Origin of the sequence: Pseudomonas sp. Z18(2022), from assembly GCF_036346535.1 — a bacterium.
Classification (GTDB): domain Bacteria; phylum Pseudomonadota; class Gammaproteobacteria; order Pseudomonadales; family Pseudomonadaceae; genus Aquipseudomonas; species Aquipseudomonas yamanorum_A.
Genome location: NZ_JAOTOA010000002.1, coordinates 303,757 through 323,294, shown reverse-complemented (window position 1 = coordinate 323,294; position 19,538 = coordinate 303,757). Strand labels below are relative to the sequence as shown.

At 61.7% G+C, this 19,538-nt stretch carries 18 protein-coding genes; 13 read left to right on the top strand and 5 right to left on the bottom strand.

The genetic code is table 11. The features are described from left to right. Nucleotides 1–139 precede the first annotated feature (139 nt). Both V3W39_RS06795 and rpmE read right to left on the bottom strand, forming a co-directional pair. Complete coding sequence (locus V3W39_RS06795) at nt 140–928, bottom strand: thermonuclease family protein (RefSeq protein WP_442968395.1); 789 nt, start codon at nt 926–928, stop codon at nt 140–142. Nucleotides 929–969: 41 nt separating this feature from the next. After that, nucleotides 970–1,200 carry a 50S ribosomal protein L31 gene (gene rpmE / locus V3W39_RS06790; protein ID WP_003209330.1) on the bottom strand — a complete coding sequence of 77 codons (231 nt, stop codon included), beginning with the start codon at nt 1,198–1,200 and terminating at the stop codon, nt 970–972. 296 nt (nt 1,201–1,496) lie between these two features. Between rpmE and V3W39_RS06785 the strand changes: the two genes are divergently transcribed. The 10 genes from V3W39_RS06785 (at nt 1,497) to V3W39_RS06740 (ending at nt 14,352) form a co-directional block, all read left to right on the top strand. After that, nucleotides 1,497–3,716 carry a primosomal protein N' gene (locus tag V3W39_RS06785; RefSeq protein ID WP_330212402.1) on the top strand — a complete coding sequence of 740 codons (2,220 nt, stop codon included), beginning with the start codon at nt 1,497–1,499 and terminating at the stop codon, nt 3,714–3,716. A 234-nt stretch (nt 3,717–3,950) separates the two neighbouring features. After that, nucleotides 3,951–5,687: an arginine--tRNA ligase gene (argS, locus tag V3W39_RS06780; protein WP_330212401.1), complete on the top strand. Its 1,737-nt coding sequence runs from the start codon at nt 3,951–3,953 to the stop codon at nt 5,685–5,687. A gap of 1 nt (nt 5,688) precedes the next feature. After that, nucleotides 5,689–6,393 (top strand): SPOR domain-containing protein, encoded by a 705-nt coding sequence (locus V3W39_RS06775; RefSeq protein WP_177041109.1) that lies wholly within the window; start codon nt 5,689–5,691, stop codon nt 6,391–6,393. 212 nt (nt 6,394–6,605) lie between these two features. Continuing rightward, nucleotides 6,606–7,136, top strand: a complete 531-nt coding sequence (gene hslV / locus V3W39_RS06770; RefSeq protein ID WP_177041108.1) for an ATP-dependent protease subunit HslV — start codon at nt 6,606–6,608, stop codon at nt 7,134–7,136. Between the two features lie 38 nt (nt 7,137–7,174). Next, nucleotides 7,175–8,512 (top strand): ATP-dependent protease ATPase subunit HslU, encoded by a 1,338-nt coding sequence (gene hslU / locus V3W39_RS06765; protein WP_177041107.1) that lies wholly within the window; start codon nt 7,175–7,177, stop codon nt 8,510–8,512. Between the two features lie 103 nt (nt 8,513–8,615). Then, a complete protein-coding gene (locus tag V3W39_RS06760) occupies nt 8,616–8,993 on the top strand; it encodes a DUF971 domain-containing protein (RefSeq protein WP_330212400.1) in 378 nt (125 codons plus the stop codon). 249 nt (nt 8,994–9,242) lie between these two features. Then, a complete protein-coding gene (gene phaC, locus V3W39_RS06755; protein WP_330212399.1) occupies nt 9,243–10,922 on the top strand; it encodes a class II poly(R)-hydroxyalkanoic acid synthase in 1,680 nt (559 codons plus the stop codon). Nucleotides 10,923–11,074: 152 nt separating this feature from the next. Beyond that, entirely contained in the window at nt 11,075–11,920 is an 846-nt protein-coding gene (gene phaZ / locus V3W39_RS06750) for a poly(3-hydroxyalkanoate) depolymerase (RefSeq protein ID WP_010169185.1), read from the top strand. Between the two features lie 101 nt (nt 11,921–12,021). Continuing rightward, entirely contained in the window at nt 12,022–13,704 is a 1,683-nt protein-coding gene (gene phaC / locus V3W39_RS06745; RefSeq protein ID WP_177041100.1) for a class II poly(R)-hydroxyalkanoic acid synthase, read from the top strand. A gap of 27 nt (nt 13,705–13,731) precedes the next feature. After that, on the top strand, nt 13,732–14,352 hold the full coding sequence (locus tag V3W39_RS06740) for a TetR/AcrR family transcriptional regulator (RefSeq protein WP_177041099.1): 621 nt from the start codon (nt 13,732–13,734) through the stop codon (nt 14,350–14,352). A gap of 168 nt (nt 14,353–14,520) precedes the next feature. Here V3W39_RS06740 and V3W39_RS06735 read toward each other — a convergent pair whose 3' ends face one another. The 3 genes from V3W39_RS06735 to V3W39_RS06725 all read right to left on the bottom strand — a co-directional run bounded on the left by V3W39_RS06735 (nt 14,521) and on the right by V3W39_RS06725 (nt 16,359). Further along, on the bottom strand, nt 14,521–15,543 hold the full coding sequence (locus V3W39_RS06735) for a phasin family protein (protein ID WP_177076030.1): 1,023 nt from the start codon (nt 15,541–15,543) through the stop codon (nt 14,521–14,523). 12 nt (nt 15,544–15,555) lie between these two features. Further along, nucleotides 15,556–15,978 carry a phasin family protein gene (locus tag V3W39_RS06730; protein ID WP_177041095.1) on the bottom strand — a complete coding sequence of 141 codons (423 nt, stop codon included), beginning with the start codon at nt 15,976–15,978 and terminating at the stop codon, nt 15,556–15,558. 105 nt (nt 15,979–16,083) lie between these two features. Further along, on the bottom strand, nt 16,084–16,359 hold the full coding sequence (locus V3W39_RS06725; RefSeq protein ID WP_008439272.1) for a polyhydroxyalkanoic acid system family protein: 276 nt from the start codon (nt 16,357–16,359) through the stop codon (nt 16,084–16,086). 143 nt (nt 16,360–16,502) lie between these two features. Between V3W39_RS06725 and ubiE the strand changes: the two genes are divergently transcribed. From ubiE to ubiB, 3 genes are read left to right on the top strand one after another with little or no spacing between them, the layout of a single operon-like run. After that, on the top strand, nt 16,503–17,273 hold the full coding sequence (ubiE, locus tag V3W39_RS06720) for a bifunctional demethylmenaquinone methyltransferase/2-methoxy-6-polyprenyl-1,4-benzoquinol methylase UbiE (RefSeq protein ID WP_003209306.1): 771 nt from the start codon (nt 16,503–16,505) through the stop codon (nt 17,271–17,273). Then, nucleotides 17,273–17,896: a ubiquinone biosynthesis accessory factor UbiJ gene (locus tag V3W39_RS06715; protein ID WP_330212398.1), complete on the top strand. Its 624-nt coding sequence runs from the start codon at nt 17,273–17,275 to the stop codon at nt 17,894–17,896. Before ubiE ends, V3W39_RS06715 begins: the two co-directional genes overlap by 1 nt. Next, nucleotides 17,893–19,497, top strand: coding sequence for a ubiquinone biosynthesis regulatory protein kinase UbiB (ubiB, locus tag V3W39_RS06710; RefSeq protein ID WP_177041091.1), 1,605 nt, complete (start codon nt 17,893–17,895; stop codon nt 19,495–19,497). The genes V3W39_RS06715 and ubiB overlap by 4 nt, the downstream gene beginning before the upstream one ends. Nucleotides 19,498–19,538: the final 41 nt, after the last annotated feature.

Genomic DNA, 19,538 nt, shown 5'->3' with positions numbered 1-19,538 from the left:
TACTCGTGTCGCAAAGCCCCTACAAGACTGGGCAGTCACAGGTGTCAAGGGCCCTGCCCTACGACTTTTGGCCAAGAGCCACGGGATACAAGGGCTTAACTGTTCACAATCGTACGAAAAAATGTCTACAATTTTTTTCTTATGGTGCCGGTTGAAGCATGCCGGGATCGGTCAGTGGCAACAGCCAGCGTGCCTGGCCATTTTTCAGGCCGCCGCGTCGCGAGCGGTCCAGCACCCAGCCGCGGGCTTCGATGGACTGGCCCTGCAAACCCTTTAACAGCGAACTGTCGAACCGGTCCACCAGATTGGGTGCAATGCGTAATACCAGTGAATCCTGCAACTCAATCCAGATTCCACCCCGATTGCGCTCGATTTTGCTGACCCGGCCGCCGATTACGGCAAAGCCCGAGCGCTGGATTTTCGCCGCTTCTACCACCGGTGACTGGCGCCACAAGCCCAGCCGGGCCTGACGCGCGCTGCGTTCGGCGGCCTGCTGACAGGCAACCAACTCCACATTCGGTGCGACCGCCACCTGGAAGCCGAGGCCTTCGGCCAGCAACTGCGCCTCCAGATTCGCGCCGTTGGCGCCGTAGAGATGCGCCAGGGTGCGCCCGTAACGGTCCTTGCTCTCCCGGCCCGGCACCACGCCCACTCGCCCACCGCTCGCATCCACCAGGCTTTGCAGGCGCTCGCGGGCGGCCACGGCGAAGGGTTCGTCAGTGCGGCCCTGCTTGCCGGTTTCCGGGGCGTTGACGCCGATCATGCGCACGCTGCGGCCGTCCTTCAGGCGCACGGTGTCGCCATCCACCACCCGCTGCACGTCGAACGTGGCAAGAGACGAGGGCGCAGGGCAGAACACGTCGGCCTGGGCGGGCGCCAGCCAAATCGCAGACACAAAAAAGGCGCCCGCAAGGGACGCCTTTTTCATCAGCGAGGACAAGCCATACAGGCCATCCAAGCGAACCAGCCTTACTCGGCTTTAGGAGCAGCTTTAGCGCCGAAAGCACCGAAGCGGGTCTTGAAGCGATCAACACGGCCGCCAACATCCAGAGTCTTCTGCTTGCCGGTGTAGAACGGGTGGCACTCGTTGCACACGTCGATTGGCAGAGCTTTGCCGAAAGTCGAACGGGTTTCGAACTTGTTACCGCAGCTGCAGGTAACGTCGATGGCAACATAGTTTGGATGGATATCGGCTTTCATGGTGTATTCCTCAGGCTAGCGTGCCGCCAATCAACACTATTGTTGAATACCGCACGTAATTAGGCCGCGGATTCTACCAGACCTTTTTAAACGCGCAAGAAGCACTACGGCCCCTTTCATCAGAAAAGCGCGGCATACCAAGGCCCTGTGGGAGCCGGGCTTGCCCGCGATGCAGGCGCGGTGGTCTCTCAGGTACACCGTGCCGACACTATCGCGGGCAAGCCCGGCTCCCACATCCACCGCTGGTCTGCTAGGCTCGCGCCCTTCTTCGCCGCCCGTCATATGAGAACCCCCGCGTGCCCGACGCCATTTTGCGCCTCGCCCTGCCCTCGCCCCTGCGCCGCCTGTTCGATTACCGGGCACCTGCCGGCGTATTGCGGTCGCAGTTGCAGCCGGGCATGCGCGTACGGGTGCCGTTTGGCCGCCGGGAGATGATCGGCATCCTGGTAGAGGTCGCCGATCACAGCGAAGTGCCCGCCGAGAAGCTCAAGCCCGCCGTGGCCATCCTCGACACCACGCCCCCGCTGCCGCCCGCGCTGTTCAAGCTGTGCCTGTGGACCTCGCAGTATTACCAGCACAGCCTCGGCGACACCTTGAGCTGGGCGCTGCCGGTGCTGTTGCGCCAGGGCGAACTGGCCGAGGCGCGCCAGGAGCGTTTCTGGTCGATGGTGCCGGGCGCGCGCATGGACGACCCGCGCATCGCCCGCGCCCCGCGCCAGCGTGAAGCCCTGGCCACATTGGCCCAGCATCCCCACGGCGTCGCCCATCAGCTGCTAAGCAAGCTGATGCTGAGCAAGGACAGCCTGGACTTGCTGCTGGCCAAAGGCTTGGTGCAGGTAGAAATCCGCAAGCACGCACCCGGCGAGCGCCACGAACACTGGCTGGCCCAACCGGAACTGCCGCTCAACCCCGAACAACGCGCGGCCTACGAGGCGATTCGCGCCGGTTTCGACAGCTTCCACGCGTTCCTGCTGGCGGGCGTCACCGGCAGCGGCAAGACCGAAGTCTATTTGCAGTTGATCCGCGAAACCCTCGAAGCCGGCAAACAGGCACTGGTGCTGATCCCCGAGATCAACCTCGGCCCGCAAACCCTGGCGCGTTTCGAACAGCGTTTCAACGCGCGCATCGCCCTGGTGCACTCGGCGGTCAACGACCGCGAGCGCCTGGAATCCTGGCTCGCCGCCCGGGATGGCGAGGCCGACATTATTATTGGAACGCGCTCGGCGCTGTTCACCCCGATGAAAAATCCCGGGCTGATCATCATCGACGAAGAACACGACGGCTCCTATAAACAGCAGGAAGGCCTGCGTTACCACGCCCGCGACCTCGCGCTGGTGCGCGCCCGCCAGGAAAACATCCCGATTGTGCTGGGTTCGGCCACGCCGTCCCTGGAAAGCCTGCACAACGCCTACACCGGGCGCTATGGCCTGCTGCGCCTCAATGAGCGTGCCGGCGGTGCCAAGCAGCCACGCTTCCTGCGCCTGGATGTGAAAAGTCGTCCACTGGACAGCGGCATTTCCGGGCCAATGCAACAAGCCATCGGCCAGACCCTCGCCGCAGGCCAGCAAGTGCTGGTGTTCCTCAACCGTCGGGGTTTTGCGCCGACGCTGCTGTGCCATGACTGCGGCTGGATGTCCGAGTGCAAGCGCTGCGATGCGCGAATGACCGTGCACCAGCGCTCCGGCGAGCTGCGCTGTCATCACTGTGGGCATGTGGAACGGGTGCCGCGCCACTGCCCGCAGTGCGGCAAAGTCGACTTGCGGCCGGTGGGCGCCGGCACCGAGCGCGCCGAGGAAAGGCTGGGCATTCTGTTTCCGGATTACCCGGTGCTGCGGGTCGACCGTGACAGTACCTCGCGCAAGGACGCGATGAATCAGCTGTTTGCCACCATCCAAAAAGGCCAGCCGTGCATTCTGGTGGGCACGCAGATGCTTGCCAAAGGACATCACTTCCCACGGGTGACCCTGGTGTCGATCCTGGATGCCGACGGCGGGTTGTTCTCCGGGGATTTCCGCGCCAGCGAGCGCATGGCGCAGCTGATCGTGCAGGTCGCAGGCCGTGCCGGGCGGGCCGAAGAGCCGGGCAAGGTGATCATCCAGACGCACCTGGCCGACCATCCGTTGCTGATTCAACTGACAGAACAAGGCTACTTTGCCTTCGCCGAACAAGCCCTGAGCGAACGCCGCTCCGCCGGTTTGCCGCCGTTTGCGCACCTGGCGCTGCTGCGGGCCGAGGCGCACAAGCCGGGCCAGGCCGAAGGTTTCCTGGATGAAGCGTGCAGCGAGGCTGAACGTTTGCTGGGGGAACTGGGTCTGACCGGCATCGAATTGCTCGGCCCGGTACCCGCACCAATGGAGCGCCGCGCCGGGCGTTACCGCGCCCAGCTACTCTTGCAAGCCAGTGCCCGCGCCCCGCTGCATCGTTTATTAAGCAGCTGGTTACTTGCCCTGGAGCAAATGCCCAGCGGTCGCCAGGTGAGATGGTCGCTGGACGTAGACCCGGTAGATTTGTACTAAACCCCTGTGGCGAGGGAGCTTGCTCCCGCTGGGCTGCGTAGCAGCCCCAAAAAAGCCGGGAGCGCTACGCACTCCAGCGGGAGCAAGCTCCCTCGCCACAGCAAGCTCCCTCACCACAGGTTAATCGTCCGTCAAGGTCCAGCGAAGGTTGGCAAGCCCGCCCTCGCCACGGATAATGCCCAGTTTTTCCACCTGCGCATCGCGCGCCACCGCTTGCGGTCGAAAGAGAACACGATGAAAGACACCATTCGCCAGCTGATCCAACAAGCCCTCACCCAACTCGTCAACGAAGGTGTGTTGCCTGAAGGCCTGACGCCGGCGATCCAGGTGGAAAATACCCGCGACAAGACCCACGGCGACTTCGCCAGCAACATCGCGATGATGCTGGCCAAGCCCGCCGGCCTGAAGCCGCGCGACCTGGCGGAAAAAATCATCGCCGCGCTGCCGGCCGACCCGCAGGTCACCAAGGCGGAAATCGCCGGCCCCGGCTTTATCAACTTCTTCCAGAACACCCAGGCCCTGGCTTCGCGCCTGGACGCGGCCCTGGCCGACGCCAAAATCGGCGTGCGCAAGGCCGGCCCGGCACAGCGCGTGGCAATCGACCTGTCGGCACCGAACCTGGCCAAAGAGATGCACGTGGGCCACCTGCGCTCCACCATCATCGGCGACGGCGTGGCGCGGGTCCTGGAGTTCCTCGGCGACGACGTGATCCGCCAGAACCACGTGGGCGACTGGGGCACCCAGTTCGGCATGTTGATGGCCTATCTGCAGGAAAACCCGATTACCAGCAATGAGCTGTCGGACCTGGAGAACTTCTACCGCGCCGCCAAGAAGCGTTTCGACGAATCCGAAGAATTCGCCGACCGCGCCCGTGGCCTGGTGGTCAAGCTGCAAGCCGGCGATGCCGAATGCCTGGAGCTGTGGAGCCGCTTCCGCGAGATCTCGCTGTCCCACTGCCAGGAAATCTACGAGCTGCTCAACGTCAAACTGACGATGGCCGACGTGATGGGCGAAAGCGCCTACAACGACGACCTGATCAACGTGGTCAACGACCTCAAGACCAAGGGCCTGCTGGTTGAGAGCAACGGCGCCCAGTGCGTGTTCCTCGAAGAATTCAAGACCGCCGACGGCGACCCGCTGCCGGTGATCATCGTCAAGGCCGATGGCGGCTACCTGTACGCCACCACCGACCTGGCCGCCGTGCGCTACCGCAGCGGCGTGCTGAAAGCCGACCGCGCCCTGTACTTCGTTGACCAGCGCCAGGCCCTGCACTTCCAGCAAGTGTTCGAAGTGGCGCGCCGCGCCGGTTTCGTGACCCACCCGATGCAGATGGAGCACATGGGCTTCGGCACCATGAACGGCGCCGATGGCCGCCCGTTCAAGACCCGTGACGGCGGCACCGTGAAGCTGATCGACCTGCTGAACGAAGCCCAGGACCGCGCCTACAACCTGGTGAAGGAAAAGAACCCGGAGCTGGCCGAAGCTGACCTGCGCAACATCGCCCGCGTGGTGGGGATTGGCGCGGTGAAATACGCCGACCTGTCCAAGCACCGCACCAGCGACTACAGCTTCAACTTCGAACTGATGCTCAACTTCGAAGGCAACACCGCCCCGTACCTGCTGTATGCCTACACCCGGGTCGCCGGCGTGTTCCGCAAGCTGGGCAAGGACTTCAGCGAAGTCGAAGGCCAGATCAACCTTGAGGCGCCGCACGAGCAGGAACTGGCCGCCAAGCTGGCGCAATTCGGCGAAGTGCTGAACAGCGTCGGTGAAAAAGGCACGCCGCATATCCTCTGCACCTATTTGTACGAAGTCGCCGGTTTGTTCTCCAGCTTCTACGAGAACTGCCCGATCCTGACCGCAGACGACGAAGCCCAAAAGCAGAGCCGCCTGCGCCTCGCCGCACTGGCAGGACGGACCCTCAAGCAAGGCCTGGAGCTGTTGGGCCTGGAAACTCTGGAGCGTATGTAAGTTGGCTGCCAAGAAAAAACCTGCACCCAAGCGCGGCGCCAGCCGCTACCAGGCACCGGCGAAGAAACCTATCCCGGGCTGGATGTGGCTGGCGATCGGCCTGACAGTCGGCGCCTTTGTGGTGTTCCTGATGAAACTGGACCCGGGCAAGGGCGATGACGTCAAACGGGTCAAGCAAGAGCAGCAGAAGGCTACGAAAATGGCCGAGGCGAACAAAACGCCACCTAGCCCGACTGCGCCCGTGAAGCCGAAGTACGACTTCTACACGCTGCTGCCGGAATCGGAAGTGATCGTGCCGCCGGACGCCGTGCCGGAGAAAACCTTGCCGACGCCGCAGCCTGTGCCGACCACACCGGTTACCCCGGCGGAAGCGGCGAAAATCGACACCGCACGGGCCCAGGCTGCACTGGCCGGGATTACCCCGCCGCCACCGCCGCCGGTTGCCACGACTAAAGCGGCGCCGGTGACCAAGTTCTTCCTGCAGGCGGGCTCGTTCCCGAAACAGGCGGATGCGGACCGCGTGCGGGCGCAGATTATTCTGCTGGGGCAGGCGGTGACGGTGGAGTCCGGGACGGTTAAGGATGCGACCTGGTATCGCGTGCTGGTAGGGCCGTTCAGCAACCGTGAACAGCTGACCGTGGCGCAGAAACAACTGGCGGGCGCAGGGTTTAGCAACCTGTTGTTACAACAACGCCAAAGCCGCTGATTGCGCCTCGCCGAAACCCTGCAGGAGCCGGCTTGCCGGCGATGAGGCCTCTGAATTGTGTGTGATTCTTGAGGCCGCCATCGCTGGCAAGCCAGCTCCTACAGGACTCGCACCACTCGTCCGCCCTCCCGTCCTACAGTTGAAATCCCCCCCGCCACCCCCATATGAGTTCCATCAGGGCATTTTCGCCCCGCAGCGTGGAGACTCTCCCCTTGACCACCATCGTTTCAGTTCGCCGCCACGGCAAAGTCGTCATGGGCGGCGACGGCCAGGTTTCACTTGGCAATACCGTGATGAAAGGCAACGCGAAAAAAGTCCGTCGCCTGTACCACGGCCAGGTCCTCGCCGGTTTCGCTGGCGCCACCGCTGACGCCTTTACCCTGTTCGAGCGCTTTGAAGGCCAACTTGAGAAGCACCAGGGCCACTTGGTCCGTGCCGCCGTCGAGCTCGCCAAAGAATGGCGCACCGACCGCTCCCTCAGCCGCCTGGAAGCCATGCTGGCCGTCGCCAACAAAGACGCGTCCCTGATCATCACCGGCAACGGCGACGTGGTTGAACCCGAAGAAGGCCTGATCGCCATGGGTTCCGGCGGCGGCTATGCCCAGGCCGCAGCCAGCGCACTGCTGAAGAAAACCGACCTGTCGGCCAAGGAAATCGTCGAGACTGCCCTGGGTATCGCCGGCGACATCTGTGTCTTCACCAACCACAACTTCACCATTGAGGAGCAGGACCTCGCCGAATAAGCCCCAGGCTTATTCCCGCTTGAGGACCGCCAATTACTATGTCCATGACTCCCCGCGAAATCGTCCATGAACTCAATCGCCATATCATCGGCCAGGACGATGCCAAGCGCGCCGTTGCCATCGCCCTGCGTAACCGCTGGCGCCGGATGCAACTGCCCGAAGAATTGCGCGTTGAAGTAACCCCCAAGAACATCCTGATGATCGGCCCGACCGGTGTCGGTAAAACCGAGATCGCCCGACGCCTGGCCAAGCTGGCCAACGCGCCGTTCATCAAGGTCGAAGCCACCAAGTTCACCGAAGTGGGCTACGTAGGCCGTGACGTCGAGTCGATCATTCGTGACCTGGCCGACGCGGCGCTGAAACTGCTGCGCGAACAGGAAATGACCAAGGTCAGTCATCGCGCCGAAGACGCCGCCGAAGAGCGCATCCTCGACGCCCTGCTGCCACCGGCACGCATGGGCTTCAACGAAGACGCCGCGCCGAGCTCGGATTCCAACACCCGCCAGCTGTTCCGCAAGCGCCTGCGTGAAGGCCAACTGGACGACAAGGAAATCGAGATCGAAGTCGCCGAAGTGTCCGGCGTCGACATCTCCGCACCGCCTGGCATGGAAGAAATGACCAGCCAGTTGCAGAACCTGTTCGCCAACATGGGCAAGGGCAAGAAGAAAAGCCGCAAGCTCAAGGTCAAGGACGCGCTGAAACTGGTGCGCGACGAAGAGGCCGGGCGCCTGGTCAATGAGGAAGAACTCAAGGCCAAGGCCCTGGAAGCGGTCGAGCAGCACGGCATCGTGTTTATCGACGAGATCGACAAGGTCGCCAAGCGCGGCAATTCCGGCGGTGTGGACGTCTCTCGCGAAGGCGTACAGCGCGACCTGCTGCCGCTGATCGAAGGCTGCACCGTCAACACCAAGCTGGGCATGGTCAAGACTGACCACATCCTGTTTATCGCCTCCGGTGCGTTCCACCTGAGCAAGCCAAGCGACCTGGTGCCGGAACTGCAAGGCCGTCTGCCGATTCGGGTGGAGCTGAAAGCGCTGACGCCGGGCGATTTCGAACGCATCCTCAGCGAGCCGCATGCGTCGCTGACCGAGCAATACCGCGAGCTGTTGAAAACCGAAGGCCTGGGGATAGAGTTCCTGCCGGATGGTATCAAGCGTCTGGCGGAGATTGCCTGGCAGGTCAACGAGAAGACCGAGAACATCGGTGCCCGCCGCCTGCACACCCTGCTTGAGCGCCTGCTGGAGGAAGTGTCCTTCAGTGCTGGCGACATGGCGGGCGCGCAGAATGGTGTGGCGATCAAGATCGACGCCGACTACGTCAACAGCCACCTGGGCGAATTGGCGCAGAACGAAGATCTGTCTCGTTATATCCTGTAGGTCATGTGAACCCCCTGCAGGAGCCCGGCTTGCCGGCGATGGCGATTTCAAGGTCGCCATCGCCGGCAAGCCGGGCTCCTACATGATCTGCTCGGATCCCGTCATGACCAAACTGCCTACTGCCATCAACCTGCACAAAGCCTCCAAGACCCTGGGCCTCACCTACGGCCCCGATGAGGTCTATCGGTTGCCCGCCGAATTCCTGCGGGTGCACTCCCCCTCCGCCGAAGTCCAGGGCCACGGCAAACCGATCCTGCAATTCGGCAAGCTCAATGTCGGCTTGACCAAGATCGAACCCGCCGGCCAATACGCACTGAAATTGACCTTCGATGACGGTCATGACAGCGGATTGTTCACCTGGGACTACCTCTATCAACTTGCCGTGCGTCAGGACGCGCTGTGGGCGGATTATCTTGCCGAGCTGAAAGCCGCCGGAAAAACCCGCGACCCGAGCCAGTCGGTCGTGCGGCTGATGCTCTAGCTCAGGCCTTTTGCTCATTAGTGGGCATTTTCTAATTCCATCTGCTTGAATGCCCCTCTGTCGTGGCCAACGATTGGCCCGCTTGCGAAAAAAATTAAACTCGGGTAACCAATGGAACTGGCAAGTTCCCTGCATTTGACGATGCGGTATTAACGGTCACCCGAGCAGTAGTACCAGGCTGTGCTGTGTGGCAAGTAGTGGTACACAGCGGTACCCGGTACTCGTCTGTCGGACAATGGAGCGTCGTAGATGAGTAACAAGAACAACGATGACTTGAAACGCCAGGCCTCGGAAAACACCCTGGGGCTGAACCCGATCATCGCGTTACGGAAAAAGGATTTACTGGCATCCGCTCGGATGGTGCTGACCCAGGCCATCAAACAACCGTTGCACAGCGTCAAGCACGTCGCGCATTTTGGCGTCGAATTGAAGAACGTGGTGTTCGGCAAATCACAGCTGACACCCGAGGCCGACGACCGCCGTTTCAACGACCCGGCGTGGACCCAGAACCCGCTCTACAAACGTTACCTGCAAACCTACCTGGCGTGGCGCAAGGAGCTGCACGACTGGATCGGTGAAAGCAACCTGTCGGAACACGACATCAGCCGCGGCCACTTCGTCATCAACCTGATGACCGAAGCCATGGCGCCCACCAACAGCGCGGCCAACCCGGCGGCAGTCAAACGCTTCTTCGAAACCGGCGGCAAGAGCCTGCTGGATGGCCTGTCGCATCTCGCCAAAGACATGGTGCACAACGGCGGCATGCCGAGCCAGGTCAATATGGGCGCCTTTGAAGTGGGCAAGAGCCTGGGCACCACCGAAGGCTCGGTGGTGTTTCGCAACGATGTGCTGGAGCTGATCCAGTACAAGCCGGTCACCGAACAGGTGCATGAGCGCCCGCTGCTGGTGGTGCCGCCGCAGATCAACAAGTTCTATGTGTTCGACCTGTGCCCGGACAAGAGCCTGGCGCGCTTCTGCCTGCGCAATCACCAGCAGACGTTTATCGTCAGCTGGCGCAACCCCACCAAGGCCCAGCGTGAATGGGGCCTGTCGACTTACATCGAGGCGCTGAAAGAAGCGGTCGATGTGGTGAGCGCAATCACCGGCAGCAAAGACATCAACATGCTCGGCGCCTGCTCCGGCGGTATCACCTGCACCGCCCTGCTGGGCCACTACGCGGCGCTGGGGGAGAAGAAGGTCAACGCCCTGACTCTGCTGGTGAGCGTGCTGGACACCACCCTGGACACCCAGGTAGCGCTGTTCGTCGACGAGCAGACCCTGGAAGCGGCCAAGCGCCATTCCTACCAGGCCGGCGTGCTGGAAGGCCGCGACATGGCCAAGGTATTTGCCTGGATGCGCCCCAATGACCTGATCTGGAATTACTGGGTCAACAATTACCTGCTGGGCAACGAGCCGCCGGTGTTCGACATCCTGTTCTGGAACAACGACACCACCCGCTTGCCGGCCGCATTCCATGGCGACCTGATCGAACTGTTCAAGAACAACCCGCTGGTGCGCGCCAATGCCCTGGAGGTATGCGGCACGCCGATCGACCTGAAACAGGTCACCGCCGATATCTATTCCCTGGCCGGCACCAACGACCACATCACACCGTGGCAGTCCTGCTACAAATCGGCGCAGCTGTTTGGTGGCAAGGTGGAGTTCGTGCTGTCCAGCAGCGGGCATATCCAGAGCATTTTGAACCCGCCGGGCAACCCCAAGTCGCGCTACCAGACCAGCGATACGATGCCGGGCAAGGCCCTCGACTGGCAGGAGAACGCCACCAAGCACACCGATTCGTGGTGGCTGCACTGGCAGGCGTGGCAGGCGGAGCGGTCGGGCAAGCTGAAGAAAGCGCCGACAGCACTGGGCAATAAAGCGTACGCAGCGGCTGAAGCGGCGCCGGGCACTTACGTACACGAAAGGTAGGCTGGAACGGGATCAACTGTGGGAGCTGGCTTGCCTGCGATGGCATCAACTCGGTGTGCCAGATACACCGCGGCGTCTGCATCGCAGGCAAGCCAGCTCCCACACTGACCGTTTTCCGGCAGGGAAATAGCGCCATTTCACAGGGTACGAGCATGCCGCAACCGTTCATCTTCCGTACCATCGACCTGGATGGCCAAGCCATCCGCACGGCGGTACGCCCGGGCAAGCCTCACTTGACGCCGCTGCTGATTTTCAACGGCATCGGCGCCAACCTTGAGCTGGTGTTTCCGTTCGTCCAGGCCCTGGACCCGGACCTGGAAGTGATTGCCTTTGATGTGCCGGGAGTCGGCGGCTCGTCGACCCCCAGCCGGCCTTACCGCTTCCCTGGCCTGGCCAAACTCACCGCACGCATGCTCGATTACCTGGACTATGGCCAGGTCAACGCCGTGGGGGTTTCCTGGGGCGGGGCACTGGCGCAGCAGTTTGCCTATGACTACCCGGAGCGCTGCAAGAAGCTGATCCTGGCCGCCACCGCCGCCGGTGCCTTCATGGTGCCGGGCAAACCCAAAGTCTTGTGGCTGATGGCCAGCCCGCGGCGTTATATCCAGCCGTCCCACGTGGTGCGCATTGCGCCGATGATCTACGGCGGCTCATTCCGTCGGGATTCGAAACTGGCCGCCGAACACGCCAGCAAAGTGCGCTCGGCGGGCAAGCTGGGCTACTACTGGCAACTGTTCGCCGGGCTTGGCTGGACCAGCATCCACTGGCTGCACAAGATCAAGCAGCCGACCCTGGTACTGGCCGGCGATGACGACCCGCTGATCCCGCTGGTCAACATGCGCATGCTGGCCTGGCGCATTCCCAACGCCCAACTGCACATCATCGACGACGGTCATCTGTTCCTGATTACCCGGGCCGAGGCGGTGGCGCCGATCATCATGAAGTTTCTCCAGGAGGAACGCCTGCGGGCGGTGATTCACCCGCAACCCGCGCTTTAGACGGTGGCGGTCAGGACGACCGCACCGCGCAACTTGGCCAGAACCGACTATGGTTCTGAATTGGCGTGCTTGTTGATGGCTTGACGAAGGAGTGTTGGCGCATGCGAGAAAGACCCGTATCGAACCCGGTGCCCACACCCGCCGCGTTCATCAATATTGAAAGTGCGATCACCGGCCTGCGCGGCCGGGATCTGCTGTCGACCCTGCGCAGCGTCGCCGCACACGGCCTGCGCAACCCGGTGCACACCGCCCGTCACGCCCTGAAGCTGGGCGGGCAATTGGGCCGCGTGTTGCTGGGGGAAACGGTGCACGAGCCGAACCCGGCGGACAGCCGCTTCGCCGACCCCACCTGGCAGCTCAACCCGTTTTACCGGCGCAGCCTGCAAGCCTACTTGAGCTGGCAAAAACAAACCCGTCACTGGATCGACGACAGCAACCTCAGCGCCGACGACCGGGCGCGGGCGCACTTTGCCTTTGCCCTGCTCAACGACGCCGTGTCGCCGTCCAACACGTTGCTCAACCCGCTGGCGATCAAGGAGCTGCTCAACTCCGGCGGCAACAGTGTGGTGCGTGGCGTCAGCAACCTGTTCGACGACCTGCTGCACAATAACGGCCTGCCACGCCAGGTCACCAAACAGGCCTTCGAAGTCGGCAAAACCGTCGCCACCACCCCCGGCTCGGTGGTGTTTCGCAATGAGCTGCTGGAGCTGATCCAGTACAAGCCCATGAGCGAAAAACAGTACGCCAAGCCGCTGCTGGTGGTGCCGCCGCAAATCAACAAGTACTACATTTTCGACCTGAGCCCGAACAACAGCTTCGTCCAGTTCGCCCTGAAAAATGGCCTGCAGGTGTTCATGGTCAGCTGGCGCAACCCGGATGTGCGGCATCGGGAATGGGGCCTCTCCACCTACGTCGCCGCCCTGGAAGAAGCGCTGAACGTGTGCCGCGCAATCACCGGTGCCCGCGAGGTCAACCTGATGGGCGCCTGTGCCGGAGGCTTGACCATCGCCGCACTGCAAGGCCATCTGCAGGCCAAGCGCCAGTTACGCCGCATCTCCAGCGCCAGCTACCTGGTGAGCCTGCTGGACAGCCAGATAGATAGCCCGGCCACACTGTTCGCTGACGAACAGACCCTGGAAGCCGCCAAGCGCCGCTCTTACCAACAAGGCGTGCTCGACGGCCGGGACATGGCCAAGGTGTTCGCCTGGATGCGCCCCAATGACCTGATCTGGAATTACTGGATCAACAACTACCTGCTGGGCAAGGAGCCGCCGGCGTTCGACATCCTGTACTGGAACAACGACAACACCCGCCTGCCCGCCGCGCTGCATGGCGACTTGCTGGACTTCTTCAAGCACAACCCGCTGAGCCATCCCGGTGGCCTGGAAGTCTGCGGCACACCCGTCGACTTGCAGAAGGTCACGGTGGACAGCTTCAGCGTGGGCGGGATCAACGATCACATCACGCCGTGGGACGCGGTGTACCGCTCCACCCAACTGTTGGGTGGGGACAAGCGCTTCATTCTGTCCAACAGCGGGCATATCCAGAGCATCCTCAACCCGCCGGGCAACCCCAAGGCCAACTACGTCGAGAACCTCAAGCTGAGCAGCGACCCGCGCGCCTGGTACTACGACGCCGATCATGTCGAAGGCAGCTGGTGGCCCAATTGGCTGGCATGGATCCAGCAGCGCTCCGGCGTGCAGCGCGAAACCCTGACCGCCCTGGGCAACCAGAATTACCCACCGATGGAAGCGGCCCCAGGCACGTACGTGCGAGTCCGCTGAGCCCAACGACGATTTTAAGAAGACTGGATGAAGACCCGCGACCGTATCCTTGAATGTGCCTTGCAGTTGTTCAACCACAAGGGCGAGCCGAACGTGTCGACCATGGAGGTAGCCAATGAAATGGGGATCAGCCCCGGCAATCTCTATTACCACTTCCATGGCAAGGAGCCGCTGGTGCTCGGGCTGTTCGAGCGCTTCCAGGCCGAGTTGGCGCCGTTGCTCGACCCACCTGAGGACGCGCAGCTGGCGGCCGAGGATTACTGGCTGTTTTTGCACCTGATCGTGGAGCGCATGGCGCACTATCGGTTTCTGTTCCAGGACTTGTCGAACCTGGCAGGACGCTTGCCGAAACTGGCCAAGGGTATTCGCAACCTGCTGACGGCGCTCAAGCGCACGCTGGCCTCATTGCTGGCCCGGCTCAAGACCGACGGGCAATTGGTCAGTGACACCCAGGCATTGGGGCAGTTGGTGGAGCAGATCACCATGACCCTGCTGTTTTCCCTGGACTACCAGCGGATTATCGACCGGGAGGGCGAGGTACGAGTGGTGGTGTACCAGATCATGATGCTGGTGGCCCCGCATTTGCTGATGCCGGCGAGGCTCGCGACGGAGCGTTTGGCGCTGCGTTACCTGGACGACTCGGACTAACAAACACCCCAATCAATGTGGGAGCTGGCTTGCCTGCGATGGCGGTGGCTCAGCTACAAATGTATTCACTGAGCCTGCGCTATCGCAGGCAAGCCAGCTCCCACAGTGGATCACAAACAAAAAAGCCCGACCTTCGCAGGCCGGGCGTTTTTATATGTCCTGCAAAAATCAGGACTGACTGGTAGGCGCCGGGGTTGCCGGCGTTGCAGTCGAGGTAGCAGCAGGCGTCGGTGGAGTGACCGAGTTGGTCGCCGGCGCTGGAGTTGCAGGCTTGGCCACTACCGCTGGCTTTGGCGCTGCTGGTTTTTTGGCTACGGCAGGCTTCTTGGCCGCGGCCGGTTTTGCAGCTGGCTTGGCCGCTGCAGGTTTTGCAGCCGCAGGCTTGGCGGCGGGCTTGGCAGCAACCGGCTTGGCTGCAGGTTTCGCAGCGGCTGGCTTGGCAGCAGGCTTCGATGCAGCAGGTTTGGCGGCAGCGGTTTTAGCCGCTGGCTTGGCTGCTGCTTTTGCTGCCGGCTTGGCTGCGGGTTTAGCCGCAGGTTTTGCAGCTGCTTTAGCGGCCACTGGTTTAGCGGCAGGCTTGGCGGCCGGTTTGGCCGCTGCGGTTTTAGCCGCAGGCTTGGCAGCCGGTTTTGCAGCAGCTTTGGCAGGCGCCTTGGCCGCTGGCTTGGCTGCCGGTTTGGCGGCGGCCTTGACCAGAGGTTTGGCGGCGGTTTTTGCAGCAGGTTTGGCCGCTGCAGTTTTAGCCGCAGGCTTGGCAGCCGGTTTAGCCGCTGCCGTTTTAGCCGCGACTGGCGCAGCTTTAAGGCCGGTGAGTTTTTCGATTTGCTTGGTCAAGGTATCGACTTTGCTGTGCAGCGCTTTCACTTCAGTACGGCTAGGCACACCCAGTCGCGAAATGGCACTGTTCAGGCGCTTGTCAAAAGCCCCTTCCAGTTCGCCCCACTTGTCGCTGATACGTGATTTGGCAGAACCGGCGGAAGCCTTTGCCGCATCGACTTGTTTACCCACTGTGCTCTTGGTCAACTTCTCGGCCTTCTCGCCGTCTTTAACCAAAGTCTCGAAGTATTTGCCGCCGTCACTGCTCACCTTCGAGTACACGCCTAAACCAGCCAGCCAGATCTTGCGGGAGTATTTTTCAACTTCCCCGATCCACGAGCTGCCTTCTTTATCAGTAGTCTTTTTAACAGCCATCCCGTTGTCTCCTTAGTGTTTACGCGCGACACGTTCGAGCAATGCCGTCAGCTCATCGAGCTTAGCAGAGAGTGTCTCCACGTCATGTTTAGACGGAATGCCGATCCGATTCAAGGCACTTCCAACACGACTATCAAAAGCTCTTTCAACTTTATCCAGTTGCACTTCGACTCGACCTTTGACGCCGAAGACTTCGCTCTTGACTTGATCAATCTGACTGTTGGCAGCATCAAGTTGTTCAATCACAACTTTTTTGCCTTTACTTTCAACATGTTGACCAGTCTTAACGAGTTCCTTGAAGTACTCGGCGCCCTCGCTGCCGACCTTGGCGTAAGCCCCCAAACCGGCCAGCCAGATCTTGCGGGCATAGGTTTTAACCTCGCTCAGGGTGTTAGTTCCGGTAGCAATTTTTTTCTTCAAAATAACTTTGGCCATGGTGCACCTCACGCATAAAGGGGGGAGGAACTGCCCACAGAAGTTGAGGGCTTGGGCACAAAGTAGGCAGAAAAATTAGAATCGGCACCCTAAGAAGGTCGAAAATCAGGCCAGGGCTTTATCCAGTGCCTTCTCGATTTCGGACTTGATGGTGCCACTCATGGCCGACATCAACAGGCCCAGTTCCACTTCGATGCGCAGGGAATCTTCAGCCACTTTAACGGTGCCTTTAACTCCCGAGCGCTTGAGGTTCAGTGTGTCGCCGGCCCACGAAGACTCCAGGCCATATTGCTCCTTGAGTTTGCTCGCCAACTTGTCGGCTTTTTCTCGGGCAGCGTCTTTGCCCAGTGTGTGGGCACGTTCAACCTGTATACGGGCCATTTGAATGACTCCTCGTTATAGAGACTTGTCGACCCGCCATGCGGCAAAAGGTCTCGGTGGCCACCTATCTTACCTTCAGCCTTGCCAAGACAAAGCATGCCTTGGGGATTAGAATGCCCCCATTCTCTTTTGGTGACAGCGATATGACTGATCAGCGCAAAGGCAGCGATGCCGAACCCACCACTCACTTCGGCTTCAAGAACGTCCCGGAAAGCCAGAAAGCGGAAAAAGTCGCCGAGGTGTTCCACTCGGTAGCCGCCAAGTACGACTTGATGAACGACGTGCTGTCCGGCGGCATGCACCGCCTGTGGAAGCGCTTCACCATCGAGTTGTCGGGCGTACGCACCGGCAACCGCGTGCTGGATATCGCCGGCGGCACGGGCGACCTGGCTGCCAAGTTCTCCAAGCTGGTGGGCCCCACCGGCCAGGTGGTATTGGCCGACATCAACGGCTCGATGCTCAAGGTCGGTCGTGATCGCCTGCTGGATAAAGGCGTGGCGGGCAATATCGAGTTCGTCCAGGCCGACGCTGAAAAGCTGCCGTTCCCGGACAACCATTTCGACTGCGTGACCATCGCCTTCGGCCTGCGTAACGTGACCCACAAGGAAGACGCGCTGCGCTCCATGTTGCGCGTACTCAAGCCCGGCGGTCGCCTGCTGGTCCTGGAGTTCTCCAAGCCGACCAACGCGTTGATGTCCAAGGTCTACGACACCTACTCGTTCGCCTTCATGCCGTTGATGGGCAAGCTGATCACCAATGACGCCGAAAGCTACCGCTACCTGGCCGAATCGATCCGCATGCACCCCAACCAGGAAACCCTGAAGTCGATGATGGTAGAGGCCGGTTTCGACCGCGTGACCTACCACAACATGACCTCGGGTATCGTCGCCCTGCACCGCGGCATCAAGCCCTGATGTTGTTCGCGGGCCTTCTCGCCAGCGTTGAACACGGCCTCAACCGTGTCTTGCGCCTGGACAGCACCGCCCTGGCGCGGCTGGCGCACCTGAACGGCAAGATCATCGCCGTCGATTGCACCAGCCCCGCCTTGCAGCTGTTTATCCTGCCCAGCGATGAAGGCCTGTTGCTGGCGTCCCACTGGGCCGCCGATGCCGACTGCACCCTGCGTGCGTCCGGCTCAAGCCTGCTGCGCCTGGCCATGAGCCGGGACAAGACGGCGATCCTCCACGGCCCCGACGTGGATCTTGAAGGCGACAGCGCGGTGCTGATGGACCTGGCCGCCGTGCTGCAAGACCTGGAACTGGACTGGGAATACGAGCTGTCACGCTGGCTCGGCCCGGTGGCCACGCAACTGATCAGTGGTCACCTGCGCAGCCGTACGCGCTGGTACCAGCAAGGTTTCGCCAGCCTGAACCAGAACCTCGCCGAATACCTGAGCGAAGAATCGCGCACCTTGGTCGGACAACGGGAAGCCGAAGCGCGCTTTCGCGAACTCGACCAGGCCAAACTCGACCTGGAACGACTTGAGGCGCGCTTCGAGCGCCTGAGCCGCTCCCTTGATTCAAGCGATAACGCATGAAGCTGCTCGCCGTCCGCCGTTTGTTTCGTATCCAGCGCGTCGTAATCCGCTACCGCCTCGATGACCTGCTGTTCGCCCTGCCGCTGCCGTGGTTTCTGCTGGCGGTGCGCTATGTGCTGCCGTGGCGCTGGTTCCCGCGCAAAACCCTCGACCTGAGCCGTGGCGCCCGCCTGCGCCTGGCGTTGCAGGACCTGGGACCGATCTTCATCAAGTTCGGGCAGATTCTCTCCACCCGCCGCGACCTGTTGCCCGAAGACATCGCCGACGAGCTGATGCTGTTGCAGGACCGCGTCCCGCCGTTCGACTCGCAACTGGCGGTTACGCTGATCGAAGAACAGCTCGGCAAGAAAATCAGCGAAGTGTTCAGCCGCTTCGACATCGCCCCGCTGGCCTCGGCCTCGGTGGCCCAGGTGCATGCCGCGCAGCTCAAAAGCGGCGAAGAAGTGGTGGTGAAGGTGATTCGCCCGGGGCTCAAGCCGATCATCGGCCAGGACCTGGCGTGGCTGTTCATCCTCGCCCGCGCCGCCGAGCGTTTCTCGGCCGATGCGCGCCTGCTGCACCCGGTGGACGTGGTGCTGGACTACGAAAAAACCATCTACGACGAACTCGACCTGTTGCGTGAAGCGGCCAACGCCAGCCAGCTCAAGCGCAACTTCGAAGGCTCGCCGTTGCTGTATGTGCCGCAAGTCTACTGGGACTGGTGCCGCCCGAAAGTACTGGTGATGGAGCGCATCTATGGCGTGCAGGTCACCGACCTCGCGACCCTGGCCGACCAGCGCACCGACATGAAGATGCTCGCCGAGCGCGGCGTGGAAATCTTCTTCACCCAGGTGTTCCGCGACAGCTTCTTCCACGCCGACATGCACCCCGGCAACATCTTCGTCAGCACCGTGAACCCGTGGAGCCCGCAGTACATTGCGATCGACTGCGGCATCGTCGGCAGCCTGACCCCCGAAGACCAGGATTACCTGGCGCGCAACCTGTTCGCTTTCTTCAAGCGCGACTACCGCCGCGTGGCGCAGTTGCACATCGATTCGGGCTGGGTGCCGGCAGAAACCAAACTCAACGAATTCGAAGCGGCGATCCGCACCGTGTGCGAGCCGATCTTTGAAAAACCGTTAAAAGATATTTCCTTCGGCCAGGTGCTGATGCGCCTGTTCCAGACCGCGCGGCGCTTCAATATGGAAGTGCAGCCGCAGTTGGTGCTGTTGCAAAAGACCCTGCTGAACATCGAAGGCCTGGGCCGCCAGCTCTACCCGGACCTCGACCTGTGGAACACCGCCCAGCCATTCCTCGAGCGCTGGATGCGTGACCGTGTCAGCCCGAAAACCCTGCTGGGCAATCTGCAAAGCCAGGTCGAGCAATTGCCGCACCTGGCCAACATGACCCGCGACCTGCTGGAGCGCATGTCCCAGCCCCACGCCAAGGACCCGGCGCCGCCGTGGCACAAGCGCAAGGACGACTGGTTCCTGCGCCTGCTGGGCGCCGCGCACCTGGTGGGCGGTACGATACTGGCCGCCGGCGGTCCGCTGAATGAACTGGGCCATTGGCCGGCTGGCATTATGGTCGCCGTGGGCGTGTATCTGATCGTGCGTCGATAGCCAATCCGGTTATACACTGTCGCAAATTGCCGGAGCCGAAA